Genomic DNA, 18,014 nt, shown 5'->3' on the forward strand with positions numbered 1-18,014 from the left:
GTAAAAATAGTGTTGGTGTTTTCCTACACTTCAAATATTTTCTATATTTGGCAAAGAAAAAAAACAATATTCAATAGAAACATTAATAATTAGTAACGTGTTTTTATCCTAAATTATAAATAGTAAAAAATGAAATTATTAGAAGGAAAAGTAGCTATAATTACAGGAGCTAGTAGAGGAATTGGAAGCGGAATAGCAAGAGTTTTTGCACAACATGGAGCTCATGTTGCTTTTACATACAGCTCATCGGCAGAATCTGCTTTGGCATTAGAAACCGAATTAAACCAACTTGGAGTTAAAGCAAAAGGATACCAATCGAATGCGGCTGTATTTGATGAAGCACAAAAATTAGTAGACGATGTCATGGCCGAATTTGGAACTATTGACATACTTATAAACAACGCCGGAATTACCAAAGACAATTTACTTATGCGCATGAGCGAAGAAGATTTTGATAAAGTTATAGAAATTAACTTAAAATCTGTATTCAATATGACCAAAGCGGTTCAAAAAATCATGCTAAAAAACCGCAAAGGTTCTATAGTAAACATGAGTAGTGTAGTAGGGGTTAAAGGTAATGCTGGTCAGGCAAATTATGCAGCTTCCAAAGCGGGTATGATTGGCTTTACCAAGTCTATAGCTTTAGAATTAGGCTCTCGAAACATACGTTGCAATGCTATTGCACCAGGTTTTATAGAAACAGAAATGACTGCCAAACTTAATGAAGACGTGGTACAAGGTTGGCGCGATGCCATTCCTTTAAAAAGAGGCGGAACTCCAGAAGATGTAGCAAACGCTTGCTTATTTTTATCATCAGATTTAAGCGCTTATGTAACAGGGCAAGTCCTTAATGTAGATGGCGGTATGCTAACCTAATAATTATTTGAAGCTTTTCCTGCTATCCGTTACAATCTTTTCAACTCTTTTTGCAAGAGTTGAAAAGGATTTTCACTACTATCAGGGCTATAATAACCGTTTTTTTAACATTAAATAGTTGTAACAAATACAAGTATATTTTTTAAGATGCCAACAAACACCATTCTATTAATACTACTTTCAGTACTAGTTGCTGGTGGTTTATCTTATATTCAATATTTTTATAAAAATAAAAATAGTGCAACACATACTAAGATAGTAGCGGCTTTACGTTTTGTTTCTATATTTGGTCTTTTATTGCTATTGATTAATCCTATTATTAGTAAAAATACGTTTGAAGATACCAAAACACCACTTGCCGTAGTACTCGATAATTCGGCTTCTATAAAAGATTTAAAAGCCAATATCGATGCGCAAAAAGTATTTGAACAACTTATTTCTAATAAAGATTTACAAGAAAAATACACTATTCAACCTTATCTTTTTGACAAAGAAGTCGTTGCATACACCGATAATGATACATTACAATTTAATGGAAAACAATCTAATATTGGTAAAGTAGCCAAAACACTCGGAAGTATCAATAAAAACACATTATATCCTACAGTACTAATTACAGATGGTAACCAAACCGAAGGCGAAGATTATACCTTTGCATTTCCAACTACTCATAAAGTTTATCCTGTGGTTGTAGGAGATACCACCCAATATTTAGACTTAAAAATTACGCAGGTAAACGCAAACAAATATGCTTTCTTAAAAAATAAATTTCCAGTAGAAGTATTCTTGCAATACAATGGAACAAAACCAATAACAGCCAATTTTAGTATCATTGCAAATGGCACTACTGTAAATAAGTCGAGTGTTTCTTTTTCATCTACAAAAAAATCGGAAGTTTTACAGGTACTATTACCGGCCGAAAAAATTGGATTACAAGTTTATACCGCTAAAATAGAATCAAATACAACCGAAAAAAATCTTTACAACAACACCAAGCGTTTTGCTGTTGAAGTTATCGATCAGCGTACAGAAATTGCAATCATATCGAGCATAAATCACCCCGATATTGGTGCACTTAAAAGAAGTATAGAAACCAATGCGCAACGCAAAGTTACACTAGGCAGTCCAAATCAAATTACAGATTTGTCTAAATTTAATGTGCTTGTTTTGTATCAGCCCAATGCCGATTTTAGAAAAATATACGAAGCTAATAAAAGCTTAAAAATCAACACCTTTACAATAACAGGCTTAGCTACCGACTTTAATTTTTTAAATCAACAACAAAATACAATTAATTTTAAAATGTCTTCTCAAAAAGAAGACTATCTTGCGGTATTTGACACTAATTTTAATTTATTTGCACCCGAAAATATTGGTTTTGAAACCTTTCCACCTTTAGAAAATCCATTTGGAGCATTTGTATTACAAGACAATGTAAGTGTTTTGTTAAAATCTAAAATTAGAAATGTAGAAACCGAAGATCCGTTGCTGTGTTTTACAGAAAATTTAGGGAAAAGAAATGCTTTTTTACTTGGAGAAAATTCATGGAAATGGCGAGCTAAATCTTTTGTGAACAAAAATTCATTTGAAATCTACGACCAATTTATAGACAAAACAATACAATTTTTAGCTTCGAATGACGCCAAGAAAAATTTGATTGTAAGCCATGAACGTTTTTATAATAGTGGAGAACCTGTAGAGATAACGGCTCAATTTTTTAATAAAAACTACGAATTTGACGAAAAAGCAAGGCTTTCTATTGTTGTAACGAATAAAAAGACAAAACAGTCAAAAACCTACGATTTATTAAAATCTACTAATAGTTATAAAGTAAATTTAGACGGATTGTTGGCAGGTACGTATTCTTTTACAGTAAAAGAACTTAATTCAAACACCAGTTACACCAGCGGTTTTGAAATATTAGATTTTGATATTGAAAAACAATTTGTAAATGCAGATTTGGCAAAACTAAAGCAACTTGCAGCCCAAACTTCAGGTAAAACTTTTACAAAAAATCAAGTTGAAGCTTTAATAAAACAATTACTTAATGCCAATGAATATCAGACAATTCAAAAAGCCATTCACAAAAAAACACCACTTATAGAATGGTATTGGTTGCTTATCATTATTGCTTTATCACTCGCAACTGAATGGTTTTTAAGAAAATGGAATGGCTTATTGTGATTTTAACATGAACAAATATTACTCGCTATTTAATTTAGCTTTTATAAAATCGGTTACTAAATAGCCTATTAATTTTCCAGTTAAATGTTTGTTGGTTTCATGATCTAAACTTGGAGCGCCCTCGCATATATGAAGATAGGCTACGTTTTCAGATTTTCCAAAAAAGTAAACAAATCGTCGTAATTCTTCTATAGAAAACCCACTCGGAGTCATAGCACTTGTAGGTATAAAAGGTATAGAATCTAAATCTATTTCTAACCCAAATGTAGATTTGGAAACAAATTGAAATGCGGTTTCCATTTGGTTTACAAAAGTTTTCTCTTCACGAATTTTTATTTCGTCATACGTGTTGTACAAAACTCTTTCTTGCAATTTATTCAATTGTTTCAATACACTTTTTGATGTATAACTTTCGTGCAATCCAAATATAAAATAACGTTGTAAAAAGCCCTCTTCAAAAGCATACGAAAATCCATTACCGCTATGTCTACCTTCTAAAATTCTAAAATCAGAGTGCGCATCAAAATTAATAGCATTAATAGGTTTTCCTTTTGCAAGAGCTGTTCCTTTAATGTTTCCGTAAGCATTGTTGTGGCCACCTCCAATAATTATAGGGGTTTTTCCTGTACTAATTATGGTAGAAATAACGTGAACCACTTCTTTATCAATTTCAGAAACCAAAGCACTCATTATAACTCGATCTTCAGTAGACTTAAAATCAAGATTTTCCATAGCTTGCATCTGCTTTTCTACATCTATTTTTCCTAATATAACCAAGCTATAGCCTTTACAAAATCGATTATGCTGAATATTAGCAATACTTTGTAGCGCTGTTTCCCAAGCAGTATGAGCACCTCTTCTACCAAAATTTGCTCTTACACCTATATCTTCTGGAATTCCTACAAGAACAAAAGGAGCTTCTGAATTTTGTAAAAACGATACCACGTCATGTTGAGGAGGAATTACTTGTATTTGCTCTCCAAACTTTACTTCTCCACATCTATAATTGGTAATTTGAGCCAAATCTGAAGTGGTAAAACGAATTATATTTTCCATATAGAAATACTAACAGTCAAAAATAATATATTTTAAAATAATACGTTATTGTTGAAACCATTTTTTATTTTTGTTAAAATTTTTAATCATGGAATCTAATACTAAAAAAGAAAATCTATACAAAGCGATTATAGCTATTTTATCTATTTTACTGGTATGCAGTATAGTATATATTATTAAATTATCTAATGACTCTAATGAATTAACATCTGAAGTTTCACATATTAAGTCAGAAAAAGAACAATTGCTTGCCGATTTACAGAAGACAAAAGAACAATACGACAATGCCATTGCACAAAATACCACGATGACAGATGAGCTTGAAGCTGAACGAAATAAGGTAGTGGAATTGATGGAAAAAATAAAAAAAGCAGAAGGGGATAGCACTACTTTAAAAAAATATAAGTCTGATTATGCCGTTTTGCAAACCAAGATGAAATCTTTGATAAAAGAAGTAGAAACGCTTAAATCGCAAAACAATAAATTAACAACAGATCTAGACAGTACTAAAGTAATTTTGCGAGAAGCAAAAGAATATAATCAAGTGCTAACAAGCAAAAATGATGAGTTAAACAAAACTGTAGAAAAAGGCTCTAAATTATCTATACTAAATTTGACATCTGCAGCATACAAACAACGTTCGTCAGGAAAACAAATTGCTACCGAAAAAGCTAGAAAAGCCGATTTACTTAAAATAAGTTTTACGATTGCCGAAAATGCTATAGCAAAAGCGGGAGACAAAATGTATTATGTACAAATTATTGATGCAAAAAATAATGTACTTGGCGAAAAAACTACGGTTAATTTTGGAGATAAATCTTTAACGTATAGTTTTACAACTATGGTACAATATGAAAACAAAACAGTTCAAGTAATAAAAGATTTAACAGGAAATGAATTTGCACCAGGTAATTATTTTGTAAATGTGTTTGATAAAACAGAATTATTAGCAAAATCAAGTTTTGTACTAAAATAACATATTTAATTCAAAAATATAGATGGAGTCTTGAATAAGACTCCATTTTTTTATATACCTATGAGTTTAGTATTAATAAGGATTGTTGTATAAAATATAGATACATTCTTGAACTATAATTTATAGTATGTAAATCAGCACTTTTAAAGGGCTTTACTTAAAGTAATACTTTAATTAACAGGCATTAAGCGTAAAAAAATTTAACTTTTTTTTACAGAATACAAGAAAATTTGATTTATATTTGTCCTGCATTCTGATGCAATAACCTGCGAGGTGGTTCCAACACCGTTTGAGCAGGTTTTTCTTTTTTTATACCCAGTTCGGTTTTACACGTCCACGGGTTTGATAGTTCGGTTTACTGTCTATGAAATCACCATTTTGATAATAACACAGGGGTAGACGTGAACGCCGTACATAAACAAGTATATAATCCCAATCGATTTTTTGATTTTTGAGCCAAGTTACATAAGCATAAATACTATGTACATACTCTGTAAAAAGTCGTTTTTCTCGGTCTTTGAAGACTGTAACCGAATAATCGTTTTTGTTTTTGAAATCACTCATTTTACTTTTTTGTTAGAGATAAAAAAAAATAAAATGCTCATTAACAATATAAAAGCCTCTGCCCTACTCGATAGTAGGAGAGAGGCTACATAATTTATACGCAAGTTTCTTGAGCATTCTGATTACTTTAGAGGTGGTTCCAACACCTGCATCAAAATTCAACATTCATAACATTGTTTTTTGTTAGAGATAAAAAAAAATATTAACAAAGTTTTAAACACTCATAAAAAACAAGTCTGAACTCTTGCGCATATCTCCGTCCTGTATGAAATCCATACCGATATGGAGGTAACCCCGTGTCATAAAAAAACGTTCTTTTTCGGATAGGTTAGAAGCCATTGCGAGAATGTCCTGCACGTCCATATTCTTAAAAAACACTTTCAAAATGAAATAATTTTGCTCTGATTTACTGTACACAAAACCTGCATTATTACTCTCTAAATAGAGCAGGGGTAAGACCTCTAATTTTCGGTTATCATTCAATACAATGATAAACGGGGTATCTTCTTTGTAAAACTTACGCCATTCCTCGTATAAACGAATGACAATATAGGGCTTTATCATATGCTTAAGTATTTACGCACTCGTTTTAATTCCGCTTCGTCCAATAGTTTCAAAACGTCATCTTTTAAACTGCGTGAGTTCGTGTATATGCTGTAATACAACTGCTCCAATTTCTTGAAGTTCTTACGTTGATAAATTAACGTATCAGCCACAGCTTTATCGTTTTCCGTCCAACCTCTTGGATCTAACCAATCATACCAATTATTGGCATCGCTGTATTTAGTTCCAAGATTATGCGCTAATGATTTTGCAGCCGCTTGGATATCCGTACGGGTTGTAATTTCATCGGCTTTTTTCTGTGCTACAATTGGATTTTGATTTTCCGTAAAACTCTTATCCTTATCGAGTTCGGTACGTTGGTCTTTATTGAGTTGTAACTGCTTCCTAACGAAACGAAACAAAGGGAAAAAGACAATAATACCAGTGATAAGCCAAGCCCACATTTTCCAATTGTTTAAACGCCAAAACCTATTTGGGTCTTGACGTTTTTTGGGTGTAGGTTTCTTTCTGTACATAATTACTGTTTTTTGAATTTTCTGTACAAGATTACTGCGCCTGTGATACTCACAATAGCGACTAAACCAACGATGATTTTCTTTTTATGGGTAGTCCAAAATTCTTTCATAATTTCAAATAATTTAAAGTTTGCTAAAAAAAAAAGATGAAGTAACAACTTCAAGCGAAGGCGTACTTACATTGCCTAACATTCCGATTGCTTTTTTGAGGTCGCTATCGGTAACCTCTGTATGAGCATTGCCAAGTTCTACCTTGATGATTGCACGTCCTAAAAGCATTAGGAACGCTCCGTTTATCTTCGATAGTTTTTGGTTGGGTTGCACTCCAACAGACTTTGCTACTTTGTTGATGTACGCTGTAGTATCATTTTCGTGCGGAGGTGCATACTCATTAATCAACTTGGTTACTGTATCTTTACCTTTGTTGATGTCGTTAATGAGGTCTTTGTACATTGCTCTTAAGCCCCAATAAATGTTTTCAAATTGCTCGAAATTCTTATCGGTAGACTTTAAGATTTTTCCCTGCCAAGCGATATTTGTTTTTACCAAATTGCCAGGATTATTGTTTCGTAAACCTCTAACTTTGTGATTGTTCAAAAACGATTTAGGCATTTTCTTTGTCTTTTTTGCTTTCAACCGCTTCAAACTTCTCAATTGCATAACCGATAACATCGATTATAACTGTGATATAAGCCCCGTATTTGATAACCATACGTAAGCCGTTTAAAAATCCTTTCATTGTCTTAAAAGTTTAAAAAAAGCCCTAAAAAGGGCTTTAGGTTCTACATTGATGAATGACGTTTTTTGGCATCGACTTTGGTAATCTTTACCCATTGGTCAACTCCGTCAGAGCTTCCTCCCGGTTCAATCTTGTAAAGTTTTCCACCAAGTTCGGCATATCCAACAGGATAACCGTTTTTATTGTTCTTACAAGCGACATTTTGGTACGGTTGACCAAATCTATCAGTTTTGATGTTTTTTGACATTTTCGATTTCGTTTAATTGTTCGACTTCTTTTTTTACTTCCGTTGTTTCCTCTGATTTAGGCTTTTTAAACATTTTCCAAATGGTAGCGACACCAATTGCAACCTGTATTAAAAATTTTCCAATTTCTAAAATCGGAACACCATCAGCAGGAACTTGGGAGACACCTTGCACCGCTAGAATGCCTCCCGTACCTATGAGCGCTTTCATACGTGTACCTTGCGGTTATCTACGACGGTAACCTTGACGTTTAGGTCGTAGAACACGAACGAAAAGAACCACTACAGTAGTCGCTCCAAGTACTGCTCCAACTAATTTTAACCAATTGCGTTTAAACCACGCATTTGTTGTACTCTCTACAAGTGTAGCTCCTGCTTCGCCTGCTTTAGTAGAACCTGCCAATACTTGACCTGCTCCCGAAAGTGCTCCACCTGCTGCACCTGTTAATATTTCCCCGATATTCGGGTTTTTAGACTTCATTTGAGCCTCGTATGCTTGGGCTTCTGCCACAGCTTGTGCTTCCTGCTCACGTTCCATTTTCTTTTGCTCGTGTTGAGCAGAAAGACCTGAAACAATACCGCTCGGGTCAACCATTGAGCCAACTTTTACCAAACTTTTGAAGTTGATATTTTTCTTGGCAAACTTCTTAATGCCTTGACCGATTTTTTTAAAAAATCCCATAGTAATAGTAGGTTTTAGTTAAACAGTTTCATGTCCTCATCATGACGCATCAAGATGTTTACAAGCACGTTGCCTGTTTTCTTTACAGTCATTCTGTTGACACCTTTTAAAGGCAATTGAATAATACCCACGAAAGAAGACATTACCTGTCCGTTTTTCTTCACATAAGCAACGGGGTCGTTGTCGTGTGATAAGGCTCTTAATTCTCTACGTGAGTAGTTGCAAGTTTGACCATTGTCAAAATGGTACTGAATTTCAGTAATATTGTCATTATCTTCAATAACTGCAATATCATAACTGCGAGTGTTCACGTCATTGATTGGCGTTTCTGCGGATAGGATTTTTTCCTCGTAAGTGTAAATTTCTTTACTCTCATCAGGTTCCTCAACTCCGTCAACTAAATAAACTTTAGTTGCATCAAGGTCAGCCAATTCAATTTTAACTTTGTCGTTGTTCTCTAGCTTGATTGCTCCGTGTTCGCATAATTCAATTACGCAAACAGTCTCAAATGCTTCGCCAACGTTTGCACGGAAGTGCGTAACCGCATCATCACCATAAGTTGCACAAGCAATAAATCTCTTAAGATTTACCAAACCTTTAGTGATTTCGATGTTGTTATGTCCGTTGCGTTCAACGTACAAACGAATTTTTTCGTTATTCAAAGCATCAAAATCAACGTTCGAGTAAATGATAATAGAACCGATTGCCTTTTCAACCTGTGCCTTTGCGCTTACTTGGTTGTTCGTTCTTAAAATTTCCATTTGTGATACATTGTTTTAATTATGGCACAAATATTGGGTTAAACGAAAAAGGCTTCTCTGAAAGAAACCTTTTTAAACCATTTTAAACCAAATAAGACTATTTTTGTATATTAAAATATCGCTTGAAGTGGCAAAATAGAACAAACTTCACGTTATACTCGGTCTGAATGTCCTTCTTAATTGATTTAGCCCTTGTTTCGGAGCATTCAAGCAACGTTTGTAGGTCTTTTAATGATAATACTCTAAATTCTGAAATTATAGCCATAATGAACGATTTTTTAGGGTTACTTTGGGGGTACTGCAATACCCCCTTTTTTGATTACTTTTTTAAACTGCTCGGTCAACAAATTTGTAGACAAAAGGCGGGCTATCCATACCCCGCCACAGGCATTTTTATACGTCGAACAATTTCAGCTAAAAACATACACAGATCTGTGGTAGTTTCTGAACGTTGTTTGGGTGTCAAATTTTGAAATTTTCTATTAATATCCCGGTTGAAACTATAATCGGGTAAATCTTTCATTTTAATACCTACAATGTATAACATTGTTCGTTTTTGAGTATAATAACCAAACCAACTTTGGTCAATACAAATAGTGAAACCTCCGTACTCGTCATAAGTACCTGGCTTAACAACTTGCTTTTCTTTCCAAAGTAAACTATCGGCAGGATGTTCTAAAACACCTCCGTTTCTTCTAACCAGATCGAGTGCAAAATATGCTAATTGTTTTTCGCTATCAGGTGCGCAGCTTAAACCTCGTAATCTTGAAAATTTACGACAAGGAGGGTGCGCAATTACCGCGCTTGAACCTGTATAATTCAAAGCGTTTCTTTTCTCATCATAACAATCAAAAAAATCTAATTTTTTATAGTTTGAACGTGGATGTACAAACAACACAGGTATTACCATATTTCAAGCATTTTAATAAATTGGTTAGACAATGAATTTTCTTTTAATTTGTTTTCCATATAATTTTCGGTAAATGTTATATCCATAAGTTGTTCTATTTTCTTTTTTGTTCGGCTTCGGGTACGCTTACAATCAATCAATTTAAGCGGATAGAGTAGGGCTACTTTATCACAACCTTTCTGTACTAATTCAAACATATAATAACTAATAAGTTTATCCATAGGCGATAAATCTGAAGAAACGGAAAACTCACGTTTTTCATAGTAATATTTTAACTGCACATTACAAATCGTATCAAGTTCGATTTGAGAAAGCGTAAACAAATCGTTAACAGTCTGTAGTTTTTCAACGCTTGTAACGTGCTTTTTAAGTACATTATCTTTGTGTTTGGCGTTCTTAATAGTCATTTCTTTACGAATGATATTATCAATTTTTAAACCTTGTTTAATCTGTGGAAAAATGAACGCATTATAAAATTCTGTAGAGTTATTAATCAACTCAAATGCTTTGTTATAGAATTTTACAAACGGATTGCCAATACTTGCAGTTTCACGTTTTGAAAAAGTCAAACCGAAATTGTCATCAACACGCATATTTTCACGCTTTGGGAATATTTCTACAAGATGCTTTTTAGATTGCTTTACCATATGGTGAAGCATAACTAAAGCAGATTTATAAGCATTAAACTCTAAATGATAATTAACGCATAAATCAATATCATTAACAGTTGATTGCAAAAAAGTATCAACTGTAATTTCAATAATTCCGTGCGAGTTTATGAAGTTTACAACATCAGTAACATTGTCTTTATTTAGACCTTGAAAATATTTGTATTTGAGCATTTTAGTAGATACAGTAATACAAATCATTTCTTTAGTTTCTTTAGTTTTTGGATGTGTCCAAACAACTTTTGAAAAACGAAATTTTATTCCGTCAGTTTCTAAATATACAGGTCTTGGATTGTGCAACTCGTCAATTATTTCTGCTGTATCATCGTAAAAAACTTTGTAAGGAGTTACGAGTTTATAATCTTTTACGATAATTTTGTCCAATTCGACAAATACGGTCATCGAATCTATAGACGCTTTATTTAGTGGTATGTCAAATATATTTTGTAACATTCTGATAATCAATTTGTTATAAAATACGCTTGCACTATAATTTATATTATGTAAAATAGAAAATTGGAGTTTTATAATGCATAATTATAAAACGTACTCTCTATTGCTTAATAAATTTAATTCGTGAGGCTGATTGATTTTTTTGAGAATAGATATTCAACAAATAAATGCCTGCTTTTAAATCATCAACAGAAATACTAGTGCAAATATTAGTTTCAACAGATTTTAGTATTTGGCCCACAGTATTGACCATTTCAATTTTTGAAATCAAATCACAGTTATTTACCGTAATGAAATTACCACTTGGATTTGGATAAACAAAAAATGCTTCTTTATCTAAACCATTTATTTGATTTGTAGCCAATGAATTATTCCAAATATCACCAAAATGAATTCCCCAAATATAATCGGCTAAGTTTGGTAAATCTATAAAAGGATTTCTGTTGTGTTGCCATGTGTAGATATAGTTATTTCTATTCATTTCAAAATCATCTCTCGGATCGAGAGTATTCCAATTTAACAATGTAGACAAATCACCTATTTGCCCTATGTTTTCTGCTGGATTTCCATTTACAACACTTAATCCATTATATCTAATAGCCATATAAAAAATGGCACGAGCAACATCGCCTTTCCAACTATTTACTGTAGTACTTGGCCCGTTGTAATCAACGCCATAGTTTCGATTATTTCTAGAAGAGTTTTCTTGCCCATCTACTGCTCTCATATGATGAGCATCTGTAAGCCCTGCCCCTATATCATTTGCATTACTAGCTTGCCAAACATTAATTCCATCGGCAGATGTATTGTATAAATCGCCATAATTGCCTCTTGATTGACAAAATATATGCTCTCTATTCCATTTCCCAATAATACTATTTCCTGTTTGTTGATCTAGTTTTGATCGTGGCTCTTCTGTATAAATTAGCCAAACTTGGTTATTATTCGCAGGATTTTGATCGGCATTTTTTAATATTTCCCAAACATCTCCATAACTATGAGCTCTAACTTGGCTTGGATTTGCTATAATATTTTGTATAGCTTGCTTTAAAGCATTTCCTGAAAGCCCGTTTAACGAATCATAGTAACCATTTGGAATCGTAGGTGTAACATTTCCATAGGTAGGATTGGCAGGAGTTCCAAAATTTGAAACTAAATAATTGACATCTAAAACCCTAATAATGATATTATTGTTGTATAAACTAAACCCCGTTGGAATGTTTGAAATTACTATTTTTAACTCTTTATCTCCATCATTTACCAAATCATTTACAACATTAATGGTTGCGCTTGCACTATTCGTTCCCGCAGTTATAGTGGCTGTACAACTACCTAAATAGTCTGATGTGGTAAAATTTCCATTAGTAATTGTAAAATCTAAAGTGGTATTTTGTGTTACATTTGAAGTTGTAGTAAAAGTTACCACCAAATTATCTCCTTCATTCACTATATTTCCATTTACGCTAGTAGAAATATAGTTAAGCACTACTCCACTCCCATCGTTGTTTGCTCCAGGCGTAGGAGTTGCTAATTCGTAACTACCGTCGTTTTTTCTTTGAATAGACTTAGAAACTGTAGTTGTTTGATTTTCATAGATGCATGTAGTGGTATTTAAAGCAGTCATTAAAGCTGTTGGGCAAACTGTTGTAGAATTGGTATATCCCAAACTATGAATTAATCCGTTGCTATGTGCTACAGTACCCGTTGGAAAATCAGAGGCGTTACCCTGATATAAAGCAACGGCATCGGGACCATTTTGTAATGTTGCACTCGGAAAAATAATAGCAGGCGTTGGAGAAACTTGAGCATTACCAAAATGAATAATTCCATTAATATCTGTACTATAGGTATCCAAATCTATGGCATAATAGCTAATATTAGACAAACCATTGGTAGCCCCATTAAAAAAAACTAAAACATAGCCATCTAAAGACATATTTGGCGTACTAGATTTAAGTTCTATAAATTCTAAATTGTCTGTACTAGGCGTATCAGCGTCCAATTCATTGATTACAATCTGACCAAGACTGCTCCAACTCATAAGTAGAGTAAAGAATATATAAAGTGCGGTATTCTTCATTTGCAAAATTTTTAACAAAGATACTATTTCGATGAATAATATATTTTCTAAAAGTTATCAAAAAAATAAAGAGTTATTAACATTTTTTTTAATTTTTGTGGTATTTATAATATATTTGAAAGTTTAAAATCTGTTTTCAGAACAGAAAACATTATTTTATGAGTTTATTTAGAAAAATTTTCGGCACTCCTTCTGATGATTCTGAAGAAGAAAAACAGAGCGAATACTATACCCCAAAGCCATCTAATTTACCTGTAGATGAGTTATTTACCATTAATTTTAAAAAAAATGGTGGTAAATTTATTTATTGTGAAGATTTAGTCGAAGTTCGAGAACAATTTGAATTTATTCTCGAAGAAAATGATTGGTTTGAGGGCGAAGTTTTATGCTTTGAATCGAAACTTTTTAGCTTATTAGACGAAAACAAACTTTTATATCAAAATCCTAGCAAGCCCAATTTTTTTCTTGCTTCTTGCGAAAATCTTATTGCTGATGAAGGTTCAATACTTTTTTCTTCTTCACAAATAAAACAGTATAAACCTAATGAGCTACCCGATAATATTGTGATTTTGGCAACAACAAGCCAGATTATAGAGTCTAAAAGTGACGGATTGAGAATGATTAAGAAAAAATATGAAAAAGAATATCCTTCAAATATTACTACAATAAAATACTTTGAAAAAGTTAAAGAAGAAGATTTTTTAACTTATGGTAGTTGCACTAAAAATCTATATTTACTGCTTTTAGAAGATTTATAAAATGAATGAGACTCTAAAAAGAGCCCTATCGGGAGCAGTATACATTGTTCTTTTATTGTTTTGTATAATATATTCCAAAGAGAGTTTTTTTATCCTTTTTGGATTATTTATGCTTGTAGCATGTTATGAGTTTAGTAAATTGGTACACATAAATACCTATTTATCTTTAGTACTCGGTTTAGTTTTTTATTCTAGCATTATAGGTTTGGTGTTCTATCCAAAGTTTATCGAACATTTATTAAGTACAAAAATAGTACTCAACATTAATTTAGTATACAATATCTTACTGGCATTTACTCTTGTCATTTCTATTCGATGCATCTTTTTTTTATTTTGCGATTCTGAAAAACAAATATCCGTTTTTTCCAAATATCTGTTTTTATTAGGTTACATAATTTTACCATTCTTATTTATTACTAAAATTTCATTTGGAGAGAAAAATTACAATAACAAAATTATTATTGGACTATTTATATTAATTTGGACAAATGATACTTTTGCTTATTTAGTAGGAAAAAATTTTGGAAAACATAAATTATTAGAGAAAATTTCACCTAAAAAAACCATTGAAGGTTTTGCAGGAGGCGTTTTATTTGCCATGTTAGCCGCTGCCCTACTTTCAAAATTTTATATCAAGCCCAACCCTTCGTTCCAAAATACATCATATCTAATTTGGATTTTTATAGCTCTTATTGCTGGAGTTGTAGGTACTATTGGCGACTTAATTGAATCTAAATTTAAAAGGTTGGCAGGTGTAAAAGATAGCGGAAGCATTATGCCTGGACACGGAGGCATATTAGACCGCTTGGATAGTATTATATTTGTAGCACCTTTTATATATTTGTTTTACCAAATCTTATATTATATATCAAACTATGCTTAGAATTAAATGGCTTTCTTTTCATGAAGAAGGAGCAAAAATTATCTTAATAGCTACTTTTATTGCTGTTGCTATTATTATGGGAGTACATTATATTGTAGAAACCCCTATATGGCTTGTAAAAACAATACAAATAGCAGCATTGCTCATGCTTATTATGGTTTTACAATTTTTTAGAAACCCTGCAAGACCACTTACCCCCAACGATAAATACATAACAGCTCCAGTAGATGGAAAAGTTGTTGTAATTGAAGAAGTTGAAGAACCTGAATATTTTAAAGATAAAAGACTACAAGTATCTATATTTATGTCGCCTATTAATGTACATGTTACTCGATATGCTACAAGCGGAAAGGTAAAATATAGTAAATACCATCCTGGTAAATATCTAGTAGCTTGGCATCCAAAAGCTAGTACCGAAAATGAAAGAACAACTATTGTAGTAGAGAACACTAACTTTGGAGAAGTTATGTATAGACAAATTGCGGGCGCTCTAGCAAAACGTATTGTAAACTATGCTAAAGAAGGAACTTTTGTGAAGCAAGGTGCTGATGCTGGTTTTATAAAATTTGGTTCTAGAGTTGATATTTACTTACCTTTGGGAACCGAAATTAATGTGAAAATTGGAGAAAAAGCAGTAGGCAACAAAACTATTATTGCAACAAAATAATATGAATAGCGAACTGGATATAAGGTTTCAAAAAGCCGTTGAATTGGCAAATACAATGTCGCAAAGTAATTTGCCTCAAGATATTCAATTGCGCCTTTATGCTAGTTACAAACAAGCAATATCTGGTACAACACATCCAAAAACCAATTATTTAAATTATTTAGATTTACGAAGCGCTTTTAAGATGAATGCTTGGTTACAAATAAGTCATTTATCGCAAGATGAAGCAAAAGAAATGTATATAAGTTTAATAAACGAATGTAACAATACATCAATTTAATTACGTTTTGCAATGATGAAGAAAACATTTACATATTTATTGGTTTGCACAACACAATTATTTATTTTTTCTTGTAAGGATAAAAAACTAACCGAAGTTACAGTAGAAGTTCCATTGCCCGAAAATCAAGAAAAAGTGATTACGCAAAGTAGCCCAAAAGATGTCAAGGCAACCGAAGGTTATTTTCAATTATATACACTTCCTTTTGAATACAATGCTTTAGCTCCCCATATTGATTCGCAAACCATGGAGAATCATTATTCTAAACACTATTTAACATACACCAACAATACCAATAAGTTACTTGCCGATGTAGAAGATAAATCGTTATCTGTAGAAGATTTATTAAAAAAATTGGATCTTACAAGTATAGATTTACGAAATAATTTAGGTGGATACTACAACCATACGTTATTTTTTGAGATATTATCACCCAAAGCTTCCGAAAAACCAACAGACACTTTAATGGGAGCTATCCATGCCACATTTGGTGATTTTGATAATTTTAAGAAAGAATTTTCAACAGCCGCAGAAAAACAATTTGGTTCTGGTTGGGCATGGTTGGTTGTTGATAAAGAAGGTAAGTTACAAATTACTACGAGTCAAAATCAAGACAATCCGTTAATGCCAAAACAACCCATTCAAGGAACACCTGTACTATGTATTGATGTTTGGGAACATGCTTATTACTTATCATATCAATACAAACGACGTAAATATATTGATGCATTTTTTAATTGTATAGATTGGAAAAAAGTACAAGAAAAATATGAAAACGCTATTAAAAAATAGCGTTTTTATTTTAATATTTGTCGAGTGTGTTCTTTTGTTTTTACATCGGTAATAATATCCTCTAGTATTCCTTGTTCATTTATTATAAATGTTGTTCTGTGAATACCGTCAAATTCTCTTCCCATAAACTTTTTTGGTCCCCAAACTTTATAAGCCATAATTACACTTTTATCAACATCTGCCAATAAAGGGAAGGGCAAATTATTTTTTTCTGCGAACTTTAATTGTGCCTTTTCAGTATCGGCACTTACTCCCAATACCACATAATTTTGAGCGAGAAAACGTTCGTAATTATCTCGTAAATCGCAAGCTTCTGTCGTGCAACCAGGAGTACTTGCTTTTGGGTAAAAAAACAAAACCACTTTTTTTCCAGCATAATCTGCCAATTTGTGGGTTTTCCCATTTTGATCTAAAGCAACAAAATCGGGTGCTTTATCTCCTATTTTTAACGTAGTCATATCTATAATTTTATTTATAATATTATTTTTGCTTAAATATACCATTTATTGTTTTCAAAATAACTAAAAATGACAAAAAAGGAACGTGCAACATTTGTTATAAATACGTTAAATTCATTATACCCCGAAGTGCCTATACCTTTGGATCACAAAGATGCTTACACACTTTTAATCGCTGTACTATTATCGGCTCAATGTACTGATGCGCGTGTGAATACGATAACTCCTCTCCTATTTTCTAAGGCTGACAATCCGTATGATATGGTGAAAATGTCTGTAGAAGAAATTGAAAAAATCATCAAACCTTGTGGCTTATCTCCAATGAAATCTAAAGGCATTTTTGGTTTATCGCATATACTTATTGATAAATACAATGGTAAGGTGCCTCAATCTTTTGAAGCCTTAGAAGCCTTACCTGCTGTAGGGCACAAAACGGCAAGTGTAGTAATGAGTCAAGCTTTTGGTGTCCCTGCATTTCCTGTAGATACGCATATACATAGATTACTGTATCGATGGAATTTATCCAACGGAAAATCGGTACAACAAACCGAAAAAGATGCTAAAAATATCTTCCCTGAATATCTTTGGAATATACTTCATCTTCAAATTATTTATTATGGAAGAGAATATTCGCCTGCTCGAGGCTGGAATTTAGAAAACGATATTATTACAAAAACTATAGGAAGAAAATCTGTTCTAAATGAGTTTTATAAAAACAAAACATCTCGATAACAACAAAGGTATCGAGATGTTTTTTAGTTCACAATAGTTTCTAGTTTCATGTTGCCTATCGTAATTACTTTCAAGGCTTTAGAATAATTAAGTATGAAATTTATTGTTTCTTTTTTGGGTAACATTTTGGTTTTAATTACCAGTTTTCTAGAGTAAAGTTTTGCCATATATT

Annotated in this window: 23 protein-coding genes; 9 read left to right on the forward strand and 14 right to left on the reverse strand. The window is 32.4% G+C overall.

Features of this window, described 5'->3' with window-relative positions; all coding sequences use genetic code 11:
- Positions 1-129 precede the first annotated feature (129 nt).
- Together fabG and Q361_RS07855 are read left to right on the forward strand one after the other, a co-directional pair.
- Complete coding sequence (gene fabG, locus Q361_RS07850) at positions 130-876, forward strand: 3-oxoacyl-[acyl-carrier-protein] reductase (RefSeq protein WP_103726173.1); 747 nt, start codon at positions 130-132, stop codon at positions 874-876.
- A 147-nt stretch (positions 877-1,023) separates the two neighbouring features.
- Positions 1,024-3,060, forward strand: coding sequence for a hypothetical protein (locus Q361_RS07855; RefSeq protein ID WP_103726174.1), 2,037 nt, complete (start codon positions 1,024-1,026; stop codon positions 3,058-3,060).
- 18 nt (positions 3,061-3,078) lie between these two features.
- Here Q361_RS07855 and Q361_RS07860 read toward each other — a convergent pair whose 3' ends face one another.
- On the reverse strand, positions 3,079-4,116 hold the full coding sequence (locus Q361_RS07860; RefSeq protein WP_103726175.1) for a formimidoylglutamase: 1,038 nt from the start codon (positions 4,114-4,116) through the stop codon (positions 3,079-3,081).
- Positions 4,117-4,204: 88 nt separating this feature from the next.
- Here Q361_RS07860 and Q361_RS07865 point away from each other — a divergent pair, with 88 nt between their 5' ends.
- Positions 4,205-5,092, forward strand: a complete 888-nt coding sequence (locus Q361_RS07865) for a DUF1204 domain-containing protein (RefSeq protein ID WP_103726176.1) — start codon at positions 4,205-4,207, stop codon at positions 5,090-5,092.
- Between the two features lie 777 nt (positions 5,093-5,869).
- Here Q361_RS07865 and Q361_RS07875 read toward each other — a convergent pair.
- From Q361_RS07875 to Q361_RS07920, 11 genes are all read right to left on the reverse strand, one after another.
- Entirely contained in the window at positions 5,870-6,220 is a 351-nt protein-coding gene (locus Q361_RS07875; protein WP_103726178.1) for a hypothetical protein, read from the reverse strand.
- On the reverse strand, positions 6,217-6,735 hold the full coding sequence (locus Q361_RS07880) for a hypothetical protein (RefSeq protein WP_103726179.1): 519 nt from the start codon (positions 6,733-6,735) through the stop codon (positions 6,217-6,219). Before Q361_RS07880 ends, Q361_RS07875 begins: the two co-directional genes overlap by 4 nt.
- Before the next feature lie 123 nt (positions 6,736-6,858).
- Positions 6,859-7,347, reverse strand: a complete 489-nt coding sequence (locus Q361_RS07885) for a hypothetical protein (RefSeq protein ID WP_103726180.1) — start codon at positions 7,345-7,347, stop codon at positions 6,859-6,861.
- The gene (locus tag Q361_RS13965; RefSeq protein ID WP_262496230.1) at positions 7,340-7,474 is read right to left on the reverse strand and encodes a hypothetical protein; all 135 of its coding nucleotides are present in this window, start codon (positions 7,472-7,474) and stop codon (positions 7,340-7,342) included. Before Q361_RS13965 ends, Q361_RS07885 begins: the two co-directional genes overlap by 8 nt.
- 43 nt (positions 7,475-7,517) lie before the next feature.
- On the reverse strand, positions 7,518-7,721 hold the full coding sequence (locus tag Q361_RS07890) for a hypothetical protein (protein ID WP_103726181.1): 204 nt from the start codon (positions 7,719-7,721) through the stop codon (positions 7,518-7,520).
- Positions 7,699-7,929 (reverse strand): hypothetical protein, encoded by a 231-nt coding sequence (locus tag Q361_RS07895; protein ID WP_103726182.1) that lies wholly within the window; start codon positions 7,927-7,929, stop codon positions 7,699-7,701. The genes Q361_RS07890 and Q361_RS07895 overlap by 23 nt, the downstream gene beginning before the upstream one ends.
- 15 nt (positions 7,930-7,944) lie before the next feature.
- Positions 7,945-8,400, reverse strand: a complete 456-nt coding sequence (locus Q361_RS07900) for a hypothetical protein (protein ID WP_103726183.1) — start codon at positions 8,398-8,400, stop codon at positions 7,945-7,947.
- Between the two features lie 14 nt (positions 8,401-8,414).
- Positions 8,415-9,161: a hypothetical protein gene (locus Q361_RS07905; RefSeq protein ID WP_103726184.1), complete on the reverse strand. Its 747-nt coding sequence runs from the start codon at positions 9,159-9,161 to the stop codon at positions 8,415-8,417.
- A gap of 367 nt (positions 9,162-9,528) precedes the next feature.
- Positions 9,529-10,071 (reverse strand): hypothetical protein, encoded by a 543-nt coding sequence (locus tag Q361_RS07910; RefSeq protein WP_103726185.1) that lies wholly within the window; start codon positions 10,069-10,071, stop codon positions 9,529-9,531.
- The gene (locus tag Q361_RS07915; RefSeq protein ID WP_103726186.1) at positions 10,065-11,192 is read right to left on the reverse strand and encodes a hypothetical protein; all 1,128 of its coding nucleotides are present in this window, start codon (positions 11,190-11,192) and stop codon (positions 10,065-10,067) included. Before Q361_RS07915 ends, Q361_RS07910 begins: the two co-directional genes overlap by 7 nt.
- A 100-nt stretch (positions 11,193-11,292) precedes the next feature.
- The gene (locus Q361_RS07920; RefSeq protein ID WP_245874619.1) at positions 11,293-13,272 is read right to left on the reverse strand and encodes an endonuclease; all 1,980 of its coding nucleotides are present in this window, start codon (positions 13,270-13,272) and stop codon (positions 11,293-11,295) included.
- Between the two features lie 158 nt (positions 13,273-13,430).
- Between Q361_RS07920 and Q361_RS07925 the strand changes: the two genes are divergently transcribed.
- The 5 genes from Q361_RS07925 to Q361_RS07945 are packed head-to-tail and all read left to right on the forward strand — an operon-like array spanning position 13,431 to position 16,652.
- The gene (locus tag Q361_RS07925) at positions 13,431-14,030 is read left to right on the forward strand and encodes a lactate utilization protein B/C (protein ID WP_103726188.1); all 600 of its coding nucleotides are present in this window, start codon (positions 13,431-13,433) and stop codon (positions 14,028-14,030) included.
- A gap of 1 nt (position 14,031) precedes the next feature.
- Positions 14,032-14,913, forward strand: a complete 882-nt coding sequence (locus Q361_RS07930) for a phosphatidate cytidylyltransferase (protein WP_103726189.1) — start codon at positions 14,032-14,034, stop codon at positions 14,911-14,913.
- A complete protein-coding gene (locus tag Q361_RS07935) occupies positions 14,906-15,580 on the forward strand; it encodes a phosphatidylserine decarboxylase family protein (RefSeq protein WP_103726190.1) in 675 nt (224 codons plus the stop codon). The genes Q361_RS07930 and Q361_RS07935 overlap by 8 nt, the downstream gene beginning before the upstream one ends.
- Position 15,581: 1 nt before the next feature.
- Positions 15,582-15,860 carry an acyl-CoA-binding protein gene (locus Q361_RS07940; protein ID WP_103726191.1) on the forward strand — a complete coding sequence of 93 codons (279 nt, stop codon included), beginning with the start codon at positions 15,582-15,584 and terminating at the stop codon, positions 15,858-15,860.
- Positions 15,861-15,872: 12 nt separating this feature from the next.
- A complete protein-coding gene (locus tag Q361_RS07945; protein ID WP_317047142.1) occupies positions 15,873-16,652 on the forward strand; it encodes a superoxide dismutase in 780 nt (259 codons plus the stop codon).
- A gap of 5 nt (positions 16,653-16,657) precedes the next feature.
- On the opposite strand, the gene bcp is transcribed toward Q361_RS07945, so the two are convergent.
- On the reverse strand, positions 16,658-17,110 hold the full coding sequence (gene bcp / locus Q361_RS07950; protein ID WP_103726271.1) for a thioredoxin-dependent thiol peroxidase: 453 nt from the start codon (positions 17,108-17,110) through the stop codon (positions 16,658-16,660).
- A gap of 69 nt (positions 17,111-17,179) precedes the next feature.
- Here bcp and Q361_RS07955 point away from each other — a divergent pair, with 69 nt between their 5' ends.
- Positions 17,180-17,842: an endonuclease III domain-containing protein gene (locus tag Q361_RS07955; protein ID WP_103726193.1), complete on the forward strand. Its 663-nt coding sequence runs from the start codon at positions 17,180-17,182 to the stop codon at positions 17,840-17,842.
- A gap of 23 nt (positions 17,843-17,865) precedes the next feature.
- On the opposite strand, the gene Q361_RS13730 is transcribed toward Q361_RS07955, so the two are convergent.
- Complete coding sequence (locus tag Q361_RS13730; protein WP_169929282.1) at positions 17,866-18,009, reverse strand: hypothetical protein; 144 nt, start codon at positions 18,007-18,009, stop codon at positions 17,866-17,868.
- Positions 18,010-18,014 lie beyond the last annotated feature (5 nt).

The sequence above is a fragment of the Flavobacterium croceum DSM 17960 genome, from assembly GCF_002917885.1.
Lineage (GTDB): Bacteria > Bacteroidota > Bacteroidia > Flavobacteriales > Flavobacteriaceae > Flavobacterium > Flavobacterium croceum.